The 16,524-nt window shown below is 45.7% G+C and carries 18 protein-coding genes and 1 tRNA gene; 11 read left to right on the top strand and 8 right to left on the bottom strand.

The window, feature by feature from the left end:
- Window positions 1–48 precede the first annotated feature (48 nt).
- From iorA to DWW60_RS10740, 3 genes are all read left to right on the top strand, one after another.
- Window positions 49–1,791 carry an indolepyruvate ferredoxin oxidoreductase subunit alpha gene (gene iorA / locus DWW60_RS10750; RefSeq protein ID WP_117875355.1) on the top strand — a complete coding sequence of 581 codons (1,743 nt, stop codon included), beginning with the start codon at window positions 49–51 and terminating at the stop codon, window positions 1,789–1,791.
- Window positions 1,792–1,793: 2 nt separating this feature from the next.
- Window positions 1,794–2,366, top strand: coding sequence for an indolepyruvate oxidoreductase subunit beta (locus tag DWW60_RS10745; RefSeq protein WP_055274042.1), 573 nt, complete (start codon window positions 1,794–1,796; stop codon window positions 2,364–2,366).
- Between the two features lie 129 nt (window positions 2,367–2,495).
- Window positions 2,496–3,593: a GGDEF domain-containing protein gene (locus tag DWW60_RS10740; RefSeq protein ID WP_117875354.1), complete on the top strand. Its 1,098-nt coding sequence runs from the start codon at window positions 2,496–2,498 to the stop codon at window positions 3,591–3,593.
- A gap of 74 nt (window positions 3,594–3,667) precedes the next feature.
- Here the strand turns inward: DWW60_RS10740 and DWW60_RS10735 are convergent, their stop codons facing one another.
- Window positions 3,668–4,408 (bottom strand): N-acetylmuramoyl-L-alanine amidase family protein, encoded by a 741-nt coding sequence (locus tag DWW60_RS10735; RefSeq protein ID WP_117875353.1) that lies wholly within the window; start codon window positions 4,406–4,408, stop codon window positions 3,668–3,670.
- A 143-nt stretch (window positions 4,409–4,551) separates the two neighbouring features.
- On the opposite strand from DWW60_RS10735, the gene DWW60_RS10730 reads away from it, so the two are divergent.
- A complete protein-coding gene (locus tag DWW60_RS10730; protein WP_015533432.1) occupies window positions 4,552–5,403 on the top strand; it encodes an amidohydrolase family protein in 852 nt (283 codons plus the stop codon).
- Between the two features lie 219 nt (window positions 5,404–5,622).
- Here DWW60_RS10730 and DWW60_RS10725 read toward each other — a convergent pair.
- Window positions 5,623–5,695, bottom strand: a tRNA-Gln gene (locus DWW60_RS10725).
- A 145-nt stretch (window positions 5,696–5,840) separates the two neighbouring features.
- On the opposite strand from DWW60_RS10725, the gene DWW60_RS10720 reads away from it, so the two are divergent.
- Genes DWW60_RS10720 through DWW60_RS10705 form a run of 4 tightly spaced genes read left to right on the top strand, consistent with a single transcriptional unit; the run spans window position 5,841 to window position 9,023 of the window.
- Window positions 5,841–6,560, top strand: a complete 720-nt coding sequence (locus DWW60_RS10720) for an acyl-[acyl-carrier-protein] thioesterase (protein ID WP_055280077.1) — start codon at window positions 5,841–5,843, stop codon at window positions 6,558–6,560.
- A 35-nt stretch (window positions 6,561–6,595) separates the two neighbouring features.
- Entirely contained in the window at window positions 6,596–7,645 is a 1,050-nt protein-coding gene (locus tag DWW60_RS10715) for a CvfB family protein (protein ID WP_308936789.1), read from the top strand.
- Between the two features lie 42 nt (window positions 7,646–7,687).
- The gene (locus DWW60_RS10710) at window positions 7,688–8,068 is read left to right on the top strand and encodes a RidA family protein (protein ID WP_015533429.1); all 381 of its coding nucleotides are present in this window, start codon (window positions 7,688–7,690) and stop codon (window positions 8,066–8,068) included.
- A gap of 4 nt (window positions 8,069–8,072) precedes the next feature.
- Window positions 8,073–9,023, top strand: coding sequence for a CPBP family intramembrane glutamic endopeptidase (locus DWW60_RS10705; protein ID WP_015533428.1), 951 nt, complete (start codon window positions 8,073–8,075; stop codon window positions 9,021–9,023).
- 55 nt (window positions 9,024–9,078) lie between these two features.
- On the opposite strand, the gene DWW60_RS10700 is transcribed toward DWW60_RS10705, so the two are convergent.
- Window positions 9,079–9,276: a DUF378 domain-containing protein gene (locus DWW60_RS10700; RefSeq protein WP_015533427.1), complete on the bottom strand. Its 198-nt coding sequence runs from the start codon at window positions 9,274–9,276 to the stop codon at window positions 9,079–9,081.
- Between the two features lie 191 nt (window positions 9,277–9,467).
- Between DWW60_RS10700 and DWW60_RS10695 the strand changes: the two genes are divergently transcribed.
- Window positions 9,468–9,788, top strand: a complete 321-nt coding sequence (locus DWW60_RS10695; protein WP_022216728.1) for an ArsR/SmtB family transcription factor — start codon at window positions 9,468–9,470, stop codon at window positions 9,786–9,788.
- Window positions 9,789–9,807: 19 nt separating this feature from the next.
- Window positions 9,808–10,434: an HAD family hydrolase gene (locus DWW60_RS10690; protein ID WP_055147963.1), complete on the top strand. Its 627-nt coding sequence runs from the start codon at window positions 9,808–9,810 to the stop codon at window positions 10,432–10,434.
- A gap of 92 nt (window positions 10,435–10,526) precedes the next feature.
- On the opposite strand, the gene DWW60_RS10685 is transcribed toward DWW60_RS10690, so the two are convergent.
- Window positions 10,527–12,143: a CTP synthase gene (locus tag DWW60_RS10685; RefSeq protein ID WP_015533424.1), complete on the bottom strand. Its 1,617-nt coding sequence runs from the start codon at window positions 12,141–12,143 to the stop codon at window positions 10,527–10,529.
- A gap of 353 nt (window positions 12,144–12,496) precedes the next feature.
- Between DWW60_RS10685 and DWW60_RS10680 the strand changes: the two genes are divergently transcribed.
- Window positions 12,497–14,335 (top strand): metallophosphoesterase family protein, encoded by a 1,839-nt coding sequence (locus DWW60_RS10680; protein WP_117875352.1) that lies wholly within the window; start codon window positions 12,497–12,499, stop codon window positions 14,333–14,335.
- Here DWW60_RS10680 and DWW60_RS10675 read toward each other — a convergent pair.
- From DWW60_RS10675 to DWW60_RS10660, 4 genes are read right to left on the bottom strand one after another with little or no spacing between them, the layout of a single operon-like run.
- Entirely contained in the window at window positions 14,330–15,277 is a 948-nt protein-coding gene (locus tag DWW60_RS10675) for a DMT family transporter (protein WP_055224250.1), read from the bottom strand. The genes DWW60_RS10680 and DWW60_RS10675 overlap by 6 nt on opposite strands.
- A 58-nt stretch (window positions 15,278–15,335) precedes the next feature.
- On the bottom strand, window positions 15,336–15,959 hold the full coding sequence (locus DWW60_RS10670; RefSeq protein ID WP_015533421.1) for a manganese catalase family protein: 624 nt from the start codon (window positions 15,957–15,959) through the stop codon (window positions 15,336–15,338).
- Window positions 15,959–16,222 carry a spore coat protein CotJB gene (locus DWW60_RS10665; protein WP_022216733.1) on the bottom strand — a complete coding sequence of 88 codons (264 nt, stop codon included), beginning with the start codon at window positions 16,220–16,222 and terminating at the stop codon, window positions 15,959–15,961. Before DWW60_RS10665 ends, DWW60_RS10670 begins: the two co-directional genes overlap by 1 nt.
- Before the next feature lie 2 nt (window positions 16,223–16,224).
- Window positions 16,225–16,494, bottom strand: coding sequence for a spore coat associated protein CotJA (locus DWW60_RS10660; protein WP_022216734.1), 270 nt, complete (start codon window positions 16,492–16,494; stop codon window positions 16,225–16,227).
- Between the last annotated feature and the right edge of the window lie 30 nt (window positions 16,495–16,524).

Raw genomic sequence — 16,524 nt, 5'->3', positions numbered from 1 at the left:
GAAAAAATAAAAACAAGAATATCAATATAGACAGGAAGGGTAAGATTCATGGGCGAAAAAAAGATTATGCTTGGTAACGCAGCCATCGCCAGAGGCTGTTATGAAGCGGGTGTCAAGGTATCAGCGGCATATCCTGGAACACCAAGTACAGAGATCAGTGAGAACATGGTGCAGTACAAAGGAGATATCTACTCAGAGTGGTCACCAAATGAGAAGGTAGCCACAGAGGTAGCGATCGGTGCATCATTTGCGGGAGTGAGATCAATAGTGTCGATGAAACATGTAGGTGTGAACGTGGCATCAGATCCGCTGTTCACCGCAGCATACACAGGTGTGAACGGAGGTATGGTACTTGTTGCAGCAGATGATCCTGGAATGTACTCATCACAGAATGAGCAGGATTCAAGACTTGTAGCAAGAACAGCCATGATCCCAGTTGTTGAGCCATCAGACAGCCAGGAGGCAAAGGATTTCACAAAGTATGCATTTGAGCTGAGTGAGAAGTATGATACTCCTGTAATGCTCCGTACAACCACAAGACTCTCACACTCACAGGGCGTTGTAGAGCTCTGTGACAGACAGGAGATTCCTGACAAGCCATATGAGAGAAATATAAAGAAATATGTCATGATGCCTGGTAACGCTATACCACGTCATGTATTTGTAGAGCAGAGACTCAAGGACATGGCAGCAGACGGAGCTGACATGCCGATCAACAGAGTTGAGATGAGAGACAAGAGTGTGGGTGTCATCACCAGCGGTATCCCTTACCAGTATGTCAGAGAGGCTATGCCAAACGCATCAGTCTTAAAGCTTGGCATGGTAAATCCACTCCCAAGAAAGATGATCGAGGACTTCTGTGCACAGGTAGACAAGGTGTATGTCATCGAGGAGCTTGAGCCACATATCGAGACTCAGGTCAGATCATGGGGAATAGATGCAGTCGGCAAGGAGCTGCTTACAGTTCAGGGTGAGTACAGCGCAAATATGCTCAGAGAGAAGCTTCTCGGCGAGAAGGTAGAGACAGTCGAGGCTGCTCAGGTTCCAGCTAGACCACCTATCCTCTGTCCAGGATGTCCACACAGAAGCGTATTCTCAGTCCTCTCAGAGCTGAAGATCCACGCTGCAGGAGATATCGGATGTTACACACTCGGAGCTGTCGCACCGCTCAGTGTTATTGACACAACAGTCTGCATGGGTTCATCCATCTCTACCCTTCATGGAATGGAGAAGGCAAAGGGCAAGGATTATATCAAGAACTGGGTAGCGGTCATAGGTGATTCAACATTCCTTCACACAGGTGTGAACTCACTCATGAACATGGTATACAACCAGAGCACAGGAACAGTCATCATACTTGACAACTCGACAACAGGTATGACAGGACATCAGGATCACGCCGCAACAGGTAAGACACTGATGGGAGATCCTACATATGCCATTGATATTTACAATCTCTGCAAGGCACTGGGAATCCAGAACGTCCATGAGATAAATGCATTTGATATAGAAGGTCTTAAGAAGCTCATCAAGGAGGAGACAGCAAAGGATGAGGTATCAGTCATCATCACAAAGTCACCTTGTGTACTCTTGAAGACGACTAAGATAACAGGAAGATGCAAGGCAATACCTGAGAAGTGCAAGAAGTGCGGTATGTGCTTAAAGCCTGGATGCCCTGCAGTTATCAGGCAGGAGGATGGAACCATCCGTATAGATGACACACTCTGTACAGGCTGTGGACTGTGCATGAAGCGTTGTAAGTTCGATGCTATAGAAAGGGAGGAGTTCTAATCATGGAGACAAAGAATATTATGATCGTCGGCGTAGGCGGACAGGGAACACTTCTCACAAGCCGTATACTCGGTGGAATCACCACGGCAGCAGGTTATGATGTAAAGCTCTCAGAGGTTCACGGAATGAGCCAGAGAGGTGGAAGTGTTGTTACATATGTAAGATATGGTGAGAAGGTAAATGAGCCTATCGTGGAAGAGGGATGTGCAGATGTCCTCATAGCATTTGAGAGACTTGAGGCACTCAGATATGCACACTTCCTGAAGAAGGATGGAGTTATCATCGTAAATGACCAGAGAATAGATCCTATCACTGTAGTTACAGGCGTAGCACAGTATCCTGATGGAATCATCGAGGAGCTCAGCGGCAAGTACAAGGTTATCTCAGTTGATGCCATGGACGAGGCCAAGAAGCTTGGCAACAACAAGGTATTCAACACAGTCATCATAGGAATCGCAGCACAGCACATGGATTTCTCACATGATGCATGGGTTGAGGTTATCAAGAACACAGTTCCACCTAAGACAGTGGAGAAGAATCTTGAGGCATTTGAGGTTGGCTACAACCTTAAGTAATTTGACGATTTTTAGTACAAAAGACGGATTTTGGCATAAAAAAAGTCCGTCTTTTGTTGATTAATGGTGGAAAAAAGGACCCTCATATGGTAAAATCAACACATATGATGGTTTGCGGGGTGCGTACACATGAATGATATTAACAAGGATGAGATTGACGCAAGATGGCATATGCTGGTATGGCGTATGATGATAGTTATATGCAGTATTTCTTTTGTTATTTCATGGATATTATTTGGAGTATACAGAGTAGATAAGAGCATAGGAGCAGGCGCATATATAGTAAAGTATATCGTGCTGCCGATGATAGTACAGGCTATAGCGATCACAATTTGCTATTTTTATATGAAGCACGATGAGGCGGACATAAAGCACAAGAATTATGTCGTGACAGGTATGATATATGTATGTGTCGGTGTTATAGCATTTACATATTGCACCATATACCCGCTTATACTTATTCCGTGTGTCACCATAATTGCCACGGCGTTATTTGCAGATCAGGAGCTGACGGTATGGTCGGGAGTTGCGGTGCTTGCACTCATGGTCATCAATGTTGTGAGATTACATTTGAATGTCGGTGAGCTTGCCACACAGATGAACTGGGTTGGAGCACTGCTCATATACATACTGGTAGTATCTGTTATGTGTGCGATGGTTATGGTCGTCAACAAGCACACGAAGGCACTTATGGAATCGATTGCCGGAAGCTACAACAGACAGGTAACACTGATGAGTGAGCTTATGGTTGATCCGATGACAGGTCTGTACAACAGAAGATCATTTGAGGAGAGCCTTGATAAGGAGATCGAGAATGTGGAGCAGACTGGGGCGAAGTCCTATGTCACCATATTTGATATAGATCATTTCAAGGAAGTCAACGATACATATGGCCACAGCAATGGAGATATAGTTATCAAGGCGCTGTGTAAGATGATGAAGGAGAAGTCGAAGGATATGGGACTTGCCTTCAGATACGGCGGTGAGGAGTTCGTGATACTGTTCCATGATGTGGAACTGTCCAAGGTCATGAATGTTGTTGAGGACATAAGAACAGAGTTCAGATGCTACTATTTCCACTTTATGAACAAGGATGGAATAACCTGTAGCTGTGGTGTCGCTGAGTACACCAAGGGAGAGAGTTCCAAGGCATGGTTCAACAGAGCGGATTCAGCACTCTATAAGGCGAAGGAATCAGGAAGAAACAGAACAGTTATAAGTGAATAAAAAATAACACATTGGGCTGTGCTCAATGTGTTATTTTTTTATGGAATTATTCAAATGTTATGATATGTCCGGCGTTACTGGACATAATCGTTCAGCCACTGAACCACACCGTTGGATATTGCCTTGGCGTAGTTCTCAAGATTTTCATTGAAATAGTCCAGATCGTCCTGGTTGGTCATGAAGCCCATCTCAACGATCATGCTTGTCATATCGGTGTCTCTGATGACCGCATAGTCATCATCGCTGTCTCCCTGGGTTCCGATTCGCACCCCTCGGTTGGCGGTTATACCAACTTCCTCGAGATTGCTCAGAATGTCATCTGCGGCCGCATAACTGCGCTCAGATCCTGAGCTGTGTATCCATATCTCAATGCCCTTTGTGGTGTTTGGGTTGGCTGTTGAATTGCGGTGTAGCGAAACGAAGATATCAGCCTTGGCCTTGTTTGCTATCTTTGAACGGGAGCCGAGCTGTGTGTCGCTGTCGTCGGATCTGGTCATTATGACGTTGACGCCGCTCTTTTTCAGGGCTTTGGCAACCTCCTGCGCAAGACGGAGATTGTCGTCCTTCTCGTAGCTTCCGTCAAGTCCCACAGCGCCTACATCGCTTCCTCCATGACCAGCATCCACACACACCGTGTATGTGTCGTTGGCCTTCTGGAGCATGACAGTCTGTCCTTTCCCCTTGGTGATCTGTGCCTTTGCCAGAAAAAATCCCATGACAAGTATGCACAATAATAGTATGATGTTTATGGCGACCAAAAAGACGACGAGGGAACGCATCTGTTTCAGCGTCATTTTCTTTTTTCGTTTGCTCATGTTTTCTCCTTCGTGGAAATATCTTTGATAAAGATACCTCAAAATCCGATGTTTTTCAACTGTGGATATGGAGAACGTGAACAGCATGGCCGCAGCAGAGGTGTTCTGCGCTTACGCAGTATAAATGTACAGGAGGAATATTTATGATAATAGATTTTCACACACACACGTATCCCGACAGGATAGCAGCCAAGACGGTAGGGCTTCTGGAGAGCAGATCCGGTACAAGGGCACATTCGGATGGCACACTTGACGGACTGGAGAATGACATGAGGAGCAGACATGTGGATGTGTCTGTGGTACTTCCGGTGGCAACGTCTCCGAAACAATATAAGCATATAAATGAATTCGCAGTTGAGGAGAATGAGCGCTTTTCAGAGACACATGTGTGGTCGTTTGGAGGGATACATCCCGACAATGACAATTACAAAGAGATACTCAGGGATATATGCGACAAAGGTCTGAAGGGGATAAAGATCCATCCTGACTACCAGGGGGCTTTTTTCAACGATATAAGATATAAAAGGATAATCAGCTATGCCACAGAGCTTGGGCTTATCGTGGTGACACATGCGGGAACAGACATAGGACTTCCTGATGTGACTCACTGCACTCCTGCAATGGCGGAGGAGGTGCTGGATGAGGTTGGGCCTGACAAGCTTGTGCTTGCCCATATGGGTGGATGGCAGATGTGGGATGACGTGCTGAACAGACTTTGCGGAAGAGATGTGTATTTTGACACGGCATTTTCCTATGGACAGATAGACTGGCGGGAGGGGGCATCGCACAGATGGCAGCTTCTTGATGGTGACATGTTTAAGAAGATAGTGGCAGCTCACGGGTCTGACAAGATCCTGTTCGGAACGGACAGCCCATGGTCTGATCAGGAACAGTCATGTGCGGACATAGAGGCCCTTGATCTGGAAGATGTGGACAAAAACAATATATTTGAGAATAATGCGCGAAAATTGCTTGGATTGAAATTGAATTTTTAGAAAAAATACGCGAAAACCTATTGATAATGTTTTAAAAATGTGTTACATTTTTGTTACGCCAATGAAATTTTTCACAGATAGTAATACACGAAAGACATGTCGGAGCCTAACGACATGTCTTTTTTATGTGCTGTGAAGCGGACTGCCCACTGTAAGTATCATTATATGAAGCGGTTTATGAAATAAAAAAGACTTGAGATAAATCTCAAGTCTTAATAGCTGGGCTACAAGGATTCGAACCTTGAAAATGCTGGAGTCAGAGTCCAGTGCCTTACCATTTGGCGATAGCCCATTGCCTCAACAAATGGTAGTATATACTAAAGCTCAGAATAATGCAAGCACTTTTTTAAAAAAATTTCAAAAAATTTTTCAGCTTGCGATAGCCCTCTAAATAGGGTATAAAATTATAGTAAAATGAGCATCATGGAGGTGGCGTAATGTATTCATATGAAGCGATAGTCAGGTATAGTGAGACTGGTGGAAATAAGATATCCAACATGGCGACCATAGCGAACTATTTCCAGGACTGTGCTATACTGCAGTCGGAGGAGGTCGGCATAGGGCTGGATTATCTGGCAGGACACCACAGAGCATGGTTCCTGGTTTCCTGGCAGATAGAGGTGGTCAGATATCCTGCGATGGGAGAGAAGATCAAGGTCAGGACGTGGGCATATGATTTCAAGGCATCTCTGGGATTCAGAAATATAGATATACTGGACGAGAATGGAGAACGCATAGTTAAGGCGGCATCCATTTGGAGCTATATGGACACCGAGAGGCTGAGACCTGTCAAGATAGACAAAGAGGTGTCAGACGCATATCCGATGGAGCCTGCCATAGACATGGAGTATGCGCCGCGCAAGGTAAAACTGCTGGGCGATGCGGAGACTATAGATACCAGAAAGGTCATGTCTTATCAGATAGACTCCAACAATCATATGAATAATGAAGCGTATATTGCTCTTGCCCAGGAATACGTGGATGATGTTGCGGATATTATTGCAGTCAGAGCGGAATATAAGATGCAATATGTGAAAGATGATGTTATAGTAGTAAAGAGGTTTATTGACGACAGATATGTTCAGATAATCCTGGCAGATGAAGAGGACAGGACAAGGTGTGTTGTCCAGTTTGAACGGAGCAGTAAGGATATATGATATACTGTGTCGACAGAAAAAATTAAGAGGACGGTATGACGATGATAAAGATAGGCGAATGGAATGATCTTATAGTAAAGAGAGAAAAGGAATTTGGTGTGTATCTTGGATGTGCGGATTCTGACAGTGAGGTGCTTCTTCCGAGAAAGCAGGTTCCGAATGGCATAAAGACAGGCGAGCACATCAACGTGTTCATATACAGGGATTCTGACGACAGACTCATTGCAACTGTGAATGTTCCATATATAACTATGGGTAAGATGGCTGTTCTCAGGTGTGTGGGAACTACCAAGATCGGTGCATTCATGGACTGGGGACTTGAAAAGGATATTCTGCTTCCGTTTAAGGAGCAGGTTGGCCCGGTGAGAGAGAACCATGAATATCTGGTCAGAATGTACACTGACAAATCGGACAGACTGTGTGTGTCCATGAAGGTTTATGAGTATCTGAGCAGCAATTCCCCATATAAGCAGGGAGATGCTATATCGGGAATAGTTATAGAGTACAGCTCCGAGTATGGTGCATTTGTCGCTGTGGACAACAAATATTCAGCACTTATCCCGAAGAAGGAGATACACAGTGCCATATATGCCGGCGACCACGTTGAGGGCAGGGTTGCGTCAGTCAGGGAAGACGGCAAGCTGAACCTCACCATGCAGAAGCCGATAAAGATGCAGATCAGGGAGAATGCAGAGATGATATTGAATATCATCGATTCATATAATGGAGTGCTCCCGTTCAATGACAAGGCAGATTCAAAGGTGATAGAGAAGGAATTTGGAATAAGCAAGAGAGCATTTAAGACGGCGGTTGGCAAGCTCCTCAAGGACGGTAAGATAAGGATCACAGAGAAGAACATTGAGATACTGTCCGAGGAAGAGCGGGCAGAGCTTGCGAAAAAAGGAACAACCAAAGCCGATGTTGTGAAGCGTGCAAAGCCTGAGACGAAGAAGCCGGTATCCAGACGGTCACCGGAGCCCGTGCCAGACAGAAAAGGCACTGTGAAATTCACCAGAAGCAATGGCGGAAGGCGCAACAACAGAAAGGCTCTCATGGCGGAGCTGAGCGAGATGGATGAGGAGTAATAGTTCATCATATATAATAGTAAAAAACAGGAGGAACAAAACATGAAGACAATAATAAGTACACCAAAGGCACCAGCGGCAATAGGACCATATTCACAGGCGGTTCTCGTGAATGGAATGCTTTTTACATCAGGAGTTATACCTATCGATCCTGAGACAAATACACTGGTTGAGGGAGATGTCACTGTACAGGCAAGACAGGCGATCGGCAATCTCAAGAATCTCATAGAGGCATCAGGCTCATCTATGGATAAGGTAGTGAAGACAACAGTATTTATCAAGGATATGAATGATTTTGGCAAGATAAATGATATTTACAAGGACTTCTTCACAAGCGATTTCCCTGCACGTTCATGCGTGGAGGTTGCAAGACTCCCTAAGGATGTGCTTATAGAGATAGAAGCCATCGCTACAGTAGAGTAAGCGTATGAGACAGGACAATGTTCAGAGAAAGGTACACGGAGCGTCATGGTTTTTCCTGTCGCTGATATGTGTGTATCTGTGTGTTGTTATGATACTGTGGAAGACGAATATCGGCTCACATATAACCATGGTTCAGAATCTGATCCTGAGCCAGAGCATGATATTCGTGCCGACGATCATATATATTCTTATAAGCAAATGTGATCTGCGCGAAACGCTCAGACTGAAAAAGACGCACTGGCTGGCGATAATCATCGTTCCGGCATTCGTCGTGGCTCTTGAGCCTCTTATGACACTCATAAATGCCATAAGTCTTCTGTGGGTGGAGAGTGCCACTACCGAGCTTGCAACAGGTCTTGTGTCGAATCATAAGCTGTGGGTGTCAACACTTCTCATGGCGGTCACTCCGGGAATCGTGGAGGAGCTTGCCTACAGAGGCGTCATAATGGGAAGCTACAGATATGGCAGCAGACTGGCGGCTATAATCATAGGAGGAATAATGTTCGGAGCCATGCACATGAATTTCAATCAGATGGCATATGCGATGGTTCTGGGAATGATGCTGGGATTTCTTGCCGAGGCGACAGGAAGTATATTTACGACCATGTATGCCCATTTCTGCTTTAATGAGATATCCGTCATCATCAGCTATATAGCATCACATGTCAGCGTGCTCAAGCAGATGGTGGAGAAACAGGCTTCTGAGGGAATAGCAGCAGATCAGCTCAAGCAGACGATATTGATATATATTCCATTTGCATTTATGGGATTGTGTGCGGCTGCGGCGATGATAGTGTTGTTGGCGTACCTGAATGGAAGGCATATGGATATGCTGGCGATGTTCAGAAGAAACAGGAACGCTGAGGTCAAGAGACCGAGGATCATATCTGTGCCGCTTGTTCTGGCACTGTGCGTATGCATAGGATTTATGATAATAACAGAATTTGTTTTATGATATGTAATACAATGCCTGCACTTTTATAGGTGCGGGCATTTGCATATTAATGCCGTTAATCCCTGTTGAGTAACCAGTAGAAGGAGATGGCATACAGTCCGGCAACGCCCACCAGAGTATAGATTATTCTGGAAAATGCAGTTCCGGCACCGAAGATGCCGTCCACTATGTTGTAGCTGAACAGTCCTATAATGCCCCATACGATAGCACCGATTATGGTCAGTGTGAGACATATGCAATTTAATGTTTTCATTTTTGACCTCCAATATGATCGCGCCAAATGCGGCGTTTCAGTATGATGTAATTGTGTGCAGTTATCATTTGAAATATTCATGAGATTCAGGTGACTTGACACAAAAAAGTAAGTGTAGTAAATTTACATATGAATACTTGTTCAAATGGAACACGTGAGTTGCTTGTTTGGGAGCAGAAAGGACCATAGATATGGCAGAAGATAAAAATATTTTTTTTGACAGTTATGAACTGGAACAGTCGGATCTCGCAGATCTGGCAGACCTGTTCAAGGTGTTTGGCGATGCGACACGTATATCCATCATGTTCGCCCTGCTTAAGCAGGAACTGAGTGTCGGAGACATCGCAGAGCGTCTGGAGATGAATGCATCGGCTATTTCACACCAGCTCAGGGTGCTGAAGCAGGCCAAATTGATAAAAAGCAGAAGAGAGGGCAAGAATATAATATATTCCCTGGCCGATGAGCACGTTGTGACCATCATCAAACAGGGTGTTGACCATATACTTGAATAGAATATACGAGAGGTAGAATATGAAGGTAGAATCACTTATATTTGACATGGATGGAACTCTGTGGGACAGCGCGGCAAATGTGGCTGCGTCCTGGAGTGAAGTCCTCGAAAGACAGGCTGATGTGGACATGAAGGTGACAGAGGCCGATATCAAATCTGTTATGGGTATGCCTATGGATGCCATTGCCGACAAGCTGTTCGGAGCGTATTCGGAGGACAGAATGACTCAGCTTATAGATGCCTGCGGAGACTATGAGAACGAGTATCTCCGTGAACATGGTGGCGTTCTGTACGATGGTGTAGAGGATACCATTGCGAAGCTTTCGGGATCACACAGGCTGTTTATAGTCAGCAACTGCCAGAGTGGATATATAGAGGCATTTCTTGATTATTACGGGTTTGGAAAGTATTTTAAGGATATACTCTGCTGGGGAGATACAAAGGTATCAAAGGGCGAGAGTATAAAGATACTCATGGAGAAGAATGGAATAGAGGATGCTGCATATGTCGGCGACATCCAGGGCGACTGCGACAGTGCCAGATTTGCCGGGATAAAGTTCATTCACGCGGCATACGGGTTTGGCAGTGTGAAGGATAAGGATGCGGAGATCCATACATTTGCGGAACTTCTTGACGTGGTGGAGTGATCCGGAAGGTCATTTACAGACCTGCTATAAAACATAATAAACAGAAAAACAGGGAGTATATCAGCAGTTGATATACTCCCTGTCTCTATATATTATTTATCCATATGCTCAAGTGCAGCTGCTACAAATCCTTTGAAAAGAGGATGTGGCTTGTTTGGTCTTGATTTGAATTCCGGATGTGCCTGTGTTCCGATGAACCAAGGATGCTCAGGAATCTCGATCATCTCGACGATATGTCCGTCAGGTGACAGTCCGACAAGCTCCATTCCGTTGTCAGTCAGAGCCTGACGATAGTCATTGTTGACCTCGTATCTGTGTCTGTGACGCTCGTGGATATATTCTGTACCGTATAACTGGTATGACTTTGAATCCTTTGCAAGCACACAAGGATATGAACCAAGTCTGAGGGTACCGCCAAGATCGGTTACATCGTGCTGGTTTGGCATGATGTGGATTACCTGGTGGAATGAGTTTGGATTGAACTCAGAGCTGTGGGCGTCTGAATATCCAAGTACATTTCTTGCAAATTCAACTATCGTGAGCTGCATTCCGAGACACAGTCCAAGGTAAGGAACCTTGTGTGTTCTGGCGTAATTGATAGAAGTGATCATTCCCTCTATACCTCTGTCGCCAAAGCCGCCCGGAACAAGGATTCCGTCTATATCGCCGAGGATCTCAGCGACATTCTCCTCTGTTACAAGCTCGGAGTCGACCCACTTGATCTCAACCTCTGCCTTGTTGGCAACGCCGGCATGCTTCAATGCCTCAACTACTGAGATATAGGCATCGTGAAGTGATACGTACTTTCCGACCAGAGCAACTCTTACATTCTTCTCAGGATGCTTCCATGCATCTATCATGCTTGTCCACTCGAGCCATGCCTGTTCTGCAGGTGGAGGACATTCCATATCCAGGCACTCACATACTACATCGGCAAGGTGCTCCTTCTCCATGGCAAGTGGAACCTCATACAGAACATCCACGTCAAGATTCTGTATAACGTTTCTGCTCGGCACGTTACAGAACAGTGCGATCTTATCCTTGATGCCCTGATCAAGAGGAAGATCGGAACGACATACGAGGATATCGGGCTGAATACCCATTCCCTGAAGATTCTTAACGCTCGCCTGGGTAGGCTTGGTCTTGATCTCACCTGAAGCCTTCAGATAAGGGATAAGAGTTACATGGATCATGATGCAGTTCTTAGGACCGACCTCATGCTGGAACTGTCTGATAGCCTCAAGGAATGGCTGGCTTTCGATATCTCCAACGGTTCCGCCGATCTCGATTATCGCTACCTCAGTATCCTTTGCATCGGGATTTCTGTAGAATCTGTCTTTTATCTCATTGGTGATATGTGGCACTACCTGTACTGTGTGTCCTCCGAAATCACCATGGCGCTCCTTCTGAAGGATGCTCCAGTATACCTTTCCGGTTGTTACATTAGAATTCTTGTTGAGACTTTCGTCTATAAAACGCTCATAGTGACCGAGATCCAGATCTGTTTCGGCGCCGTCGTCAGTGACAAAAACTTCGCCGTGCTGGATAGGGTTCATTGTTCCCGGATCAATATTGATATAAGGGTCGAACTTCTGGCTTGTGACTTTATATCCTCTCATCTTGAGAAGACGTCCAAGAGAAGCAGCAGTAATACCCTTACCGAGTCCAGATACAACACCACCAGTGACAAACACATACTTGACTGCCATAATTATATCCTCCATTAATACTTCAAAAAACTACATTAACATATTATAAGCAAGCCATATCTAAAAGTCAATTGAGAAAAACAAGCTAAAAACAAATTAAACTTGGCAAAATAATGCTCTGGCTGTTGAAATGAACGTTTTAGGGTCAGATGACATGAAATAATGAAGCACACTGATGCGTGAAGGCTGTCGCACCTGTGCACGACATACATTATGTCGTTGCACTTGCGTGTATCGACATATACTAATATAATTATAAAAGAGTATGTAAATGTGGGGCGTGCGTCATGCTCACACATAACAAATACGGATTATAATGCATTTTCATGCTTGGGATTGGAATATACAGATTGATGAAAAAGATAACGTTTATACATATATCCGATGTGCTGCTCGGCGCGCTGCCTGACAGGGAGTGTGTATGGAGCGGCGAGAGGAAAAACGAAATATACATGACATTTGAGGCTGTGGTGGCACGTGCCGGGGAGCTTGACGTGGATTTTCTTCTGGTTGCAGGCAATCTGTTTGACCATCAGCCATCTGAGGAAGAGCTTGTATGGCTTGATGAGATATTTGGAAGCTTAAAGCATACAGTGGTCATATATGCTGCTGGATTTCAGGATAATCTGGGAAGTGATGCGCCGCTTCTTGACTATGGTTTCAAATCCCGTGTGTGTGTGATCGGAAGCCCTGGAATAAGACAGATTGGAGACAAACAGACTGGAGATATGGGGTACACAGCGGTCAGGGATGAGCAGGCGACCATGGCACTGGATCATATTCATTTTCCGGACAAGGACGTTGATATATACGGCGTGAGCTATTTTGACAGGAAGATGGATGCCAGGGTGGTGGATGATGCAGAACCGCAGGATGAAGCGGTATGTAATGTGCTGATCGCATGTGGGGGTGACCGGAGACGGATGCCGGTTGACTGGAACAGGCTGCGTGCCAGTGGATTTAATTACATTGCGTTTGGCGGCCGCCAGAAGTATCAGATGAAGATTCCGGGCAAGGCTTATTATTCTGGAAGTCCGGAGGCTGTGTCGAGAGAGTCAACAGGCGCACATGGATATATCTATGGGGAAATGTCTGACGGAGTGGTTTCGACTAAGTTTGTGCCTGCTGCGGTCAGAGAATATAAAAGAATTGATTATCCGGTGGATAACGATACAAGGGACGGTGCTCTGACGGAGGCCATTCTGGGTATCCTGGAGCTTGAGGGACGTGACAATATATATTCCATATGCCTGAACCGTATGGCGGGCTGTGAGAAGAACTTCGATATATCATCCATGCTGAAGGATTACAGAATCCTGGCGGTGGAAGGTGAGAGATTTGAACGATCCGACTACAGTGAATACGCCAGAGCCAACAAAAATACAGAATTTGGCCGATTGCTCGATAAACTGAATGTTGCCGATCTTGAAAGCAGAGACGGAATAAAACTTGCGGTCGACATGATGATAGAGGTGTCGGGGCTGTATGCAAGATCGGGCAGAAAAATGGGCAGGGAGCTTTATCACGATACACTGAGACAGGTCAGACAGATACTCAGGATGAAATGTCAGACATACGAGGCGGACGCTGCGGTCAGGGAATATATGAGCCTGCAAAATGACTACGAGGTCAGCTCTGATGTTCTGGGTGAGCTTAACTCGGTATGGGCACAGGAGCGGAAAAGCGAACTTGAGATTACGACGCTCAGACGTCATCTGGAGGAGCTTCCTAAGGAGTACAGACGAAGCTGGATAAGGACTGGAGTAAGAACAGCACTTGTACCGCTCATGGTACTTGGAATATTGTCGATAGTTATAATGTATGCATTGGTCGCACGGGGTGATAATATTCTCCCGGACGGACGACTTGTGTATGCGATGCTCTTTGCTGTCGGAGCTGCGGGACTTGCATACTATATTGGATATGCGTTGTCAAAATACTGGGGACTCAGGAAGAAGAGTGGAAGAAAGAGATTGACAGCGGAGCTTGAGGAAAGCAGGGCGGAACTTGATAAGCTCTGTGCACAGCGGGATGAGATACACAGCCGCAGAACCGGGCTGCAAAGCCTTGACGGACGAAGAAGAGATATATACGAAAAACTCACACACCGGGAGAAGCTTCTTGATGAAAAGCTTCAGGAGATCCGGGTTATGAGATGTGCGATAGATGAACTGGATGGACTTTCATCATGACAGATGGGTCTGTTCAGCTTTTACTATGTGTTTTTCATTGTGAAATGTCATTATGGCAACAACCTGTATGGATCCAAGAATCAGGAGAAAACCGATCAGATCCATACGGGTGAACTGGGTTCCCAGAAAGATCCACGTCAGCAGGGCACTTGACACGGGCTCGACTGTGACAAAAAGACTCGCCTTCACGCTTCCGAGGATGCTGATGCCGAGACCGTATATTGTAAATGGGATGAGGGAGCCCACAATGGCTACCGCAAGTGAGGCTGCAATTATCCTTCCATCCATGTGAGGCAGTGAGAATGTTTTCGTGACCAGCGCAAGGAAAATGGAGGCTATGAGTGATGACCAGCCTATGATATTTACCAGACCATATTCATTGTAGAGCTTCTGAGGATAAAGGCAGTATATAGTGAAACATACCGCTGAGGTGAGTCCCCATATGAGCGCCGGCCTGGATATGGCAAGGGAATTCAGGCTGCCGTGTGTGGCGATCAGAAAGATACCTGCAAATGCACATACGACTGAGGCGGCTTCATATATATGAGGTCTCTTGTGCATGAATATTGTTGTGTACAACAGCAGCATGATTATGTATGTGAACTGGATCACTGTGCCGGTTGCGGCGTTGGAATGTTCGATGGAAGCGAAGTATGTGAACTGCACGCCCATGACACCTGAGAGTGCAAAGAACAGCATAGATATGACACTTTTAGGCTTTGACCATATGGTCAAAGCCCTTTTATCTCCCTTTACGGCGGCGATGACAAGCAGTACGACACCGGATATAAACTGTCTGATTATGGAAAGCTGTGTGGCATTTACATCTGACGACTGGAACACGTATTGTCCAAGGACTCCGCTTATGCCCCACATGATTCCGCATGACAGAACCAGTATGATTCCGAATCTCTGTGAGTGGTTGATCTGTTTTTCTGACATAACACCGCCTCTTCTCTTGTTAAAAGTGACATCATTTTACCACCGATATTTCTAATTTTCAATTATTCTTTAAACAAGGTGCCTTGGTGTCAAATGAAGGGTTGAATGCATAGAAATTCTTGTGATCGAGGGTATCTTTTACAGCCTCAAGGCATTCGCCAAATCTCTGGAAGTGCACGACCTCCCTCTCGCGCAGGAATTTGATAGGCTCATATACGTCCGGGTGATCCTTGCACAGTCTGAGAATGTTGTCGTAGGTCGACCTGGCTTTCTGCTCAGCGGCCATATCCTCAAAAAGATCTGTTATCGCGTCGCCCTTGCACTGGAATTCGCAGGCGTTAAATGGAATTCCTCCTGCCGCCTGGGGCCAGATGCCGATGGTGTGGTCGATATAATATTTGTCAAAGCCCGATGCCTTGATCTCCTCGATGCTCAGATCCCTTGTGAGCTGGTAAATGATGGTCGCAACCATCTCGAGATGGGCAAGTTCCTCGGTTCCGATGTCGGTCAGAGCCGCCTTGACCTTCTTGTCAGGCATGGAATATCTCTGCGACAGGTATCTCATCGAGGCACTCATTTCACCGTCCGGACCGCCGTATTGACTGATTATGTCCTGAGCCAGCTTTGCGTTGGTTTCCTTTATATTTATAGGAAATTGTAATCTTTTCTCATAAACCCACATTAGCAGTTACACTCTCCTTCCCATGGCCAAGGGTCATTGACCCAGTTGAAATAGTTGTTGTCAGTGACCTGATATTTGTTCAGCGGCCCATACATGTTCACGTAATCATTTATAGCCTGGGTGCGCATGCTCTGATAGTTGTCATAGCTCGAAAGTGCCTTGGTGCAGTCGGGATGAAGGTCGAGATAGAGCGCAATATCGTCAAGTGCAAAAGAGACCTCTGTGATAAAGCGCAGAAGCTGTTTTTTGTTCATTTTATTCATGGCTATTTCCCCCTTACCCCGCAGAATATCAGATTGAGATCCTTGAACATGGTGCCCTCCATCAGTCCGCATTTTGCATCGTACAGATTTTCAAAGAGCTGTTCAGGGATATAAGCCATTCCGAGCGGCCTGTCGGTTCTCACTGAAGTGGCAGTGCCGGAGTCGCAGGAGCGTGGCTTGGAGCCGGATGAGGCGGTGTATTTAACAGAGGTTCCCTGGTTATAGTAGCATCGATTCTGGCCGTTACGGCAGCAGTTTCTGTTTTGTTCCACTATAAAAGCCTCCATACATAAGTTTTCTCT

Origin of the sequence: Coprococcus sp. AF16-22 (genome assembly GCF_003461545.1) — a bacterium.
In the GTDB taxonomy this organism is placed as follows: domain Bacteria; phylum Bacillota; class Clostridia; order Lachnospirales; family Lachnospiraceae; genus Coprococcus; species Coprococcus aceti.
The sequence above is the reverse complement of the archived record's forward strand: the minus strand, read 5'-3'. Positions and strand labels throughout refer to the sequence as shown.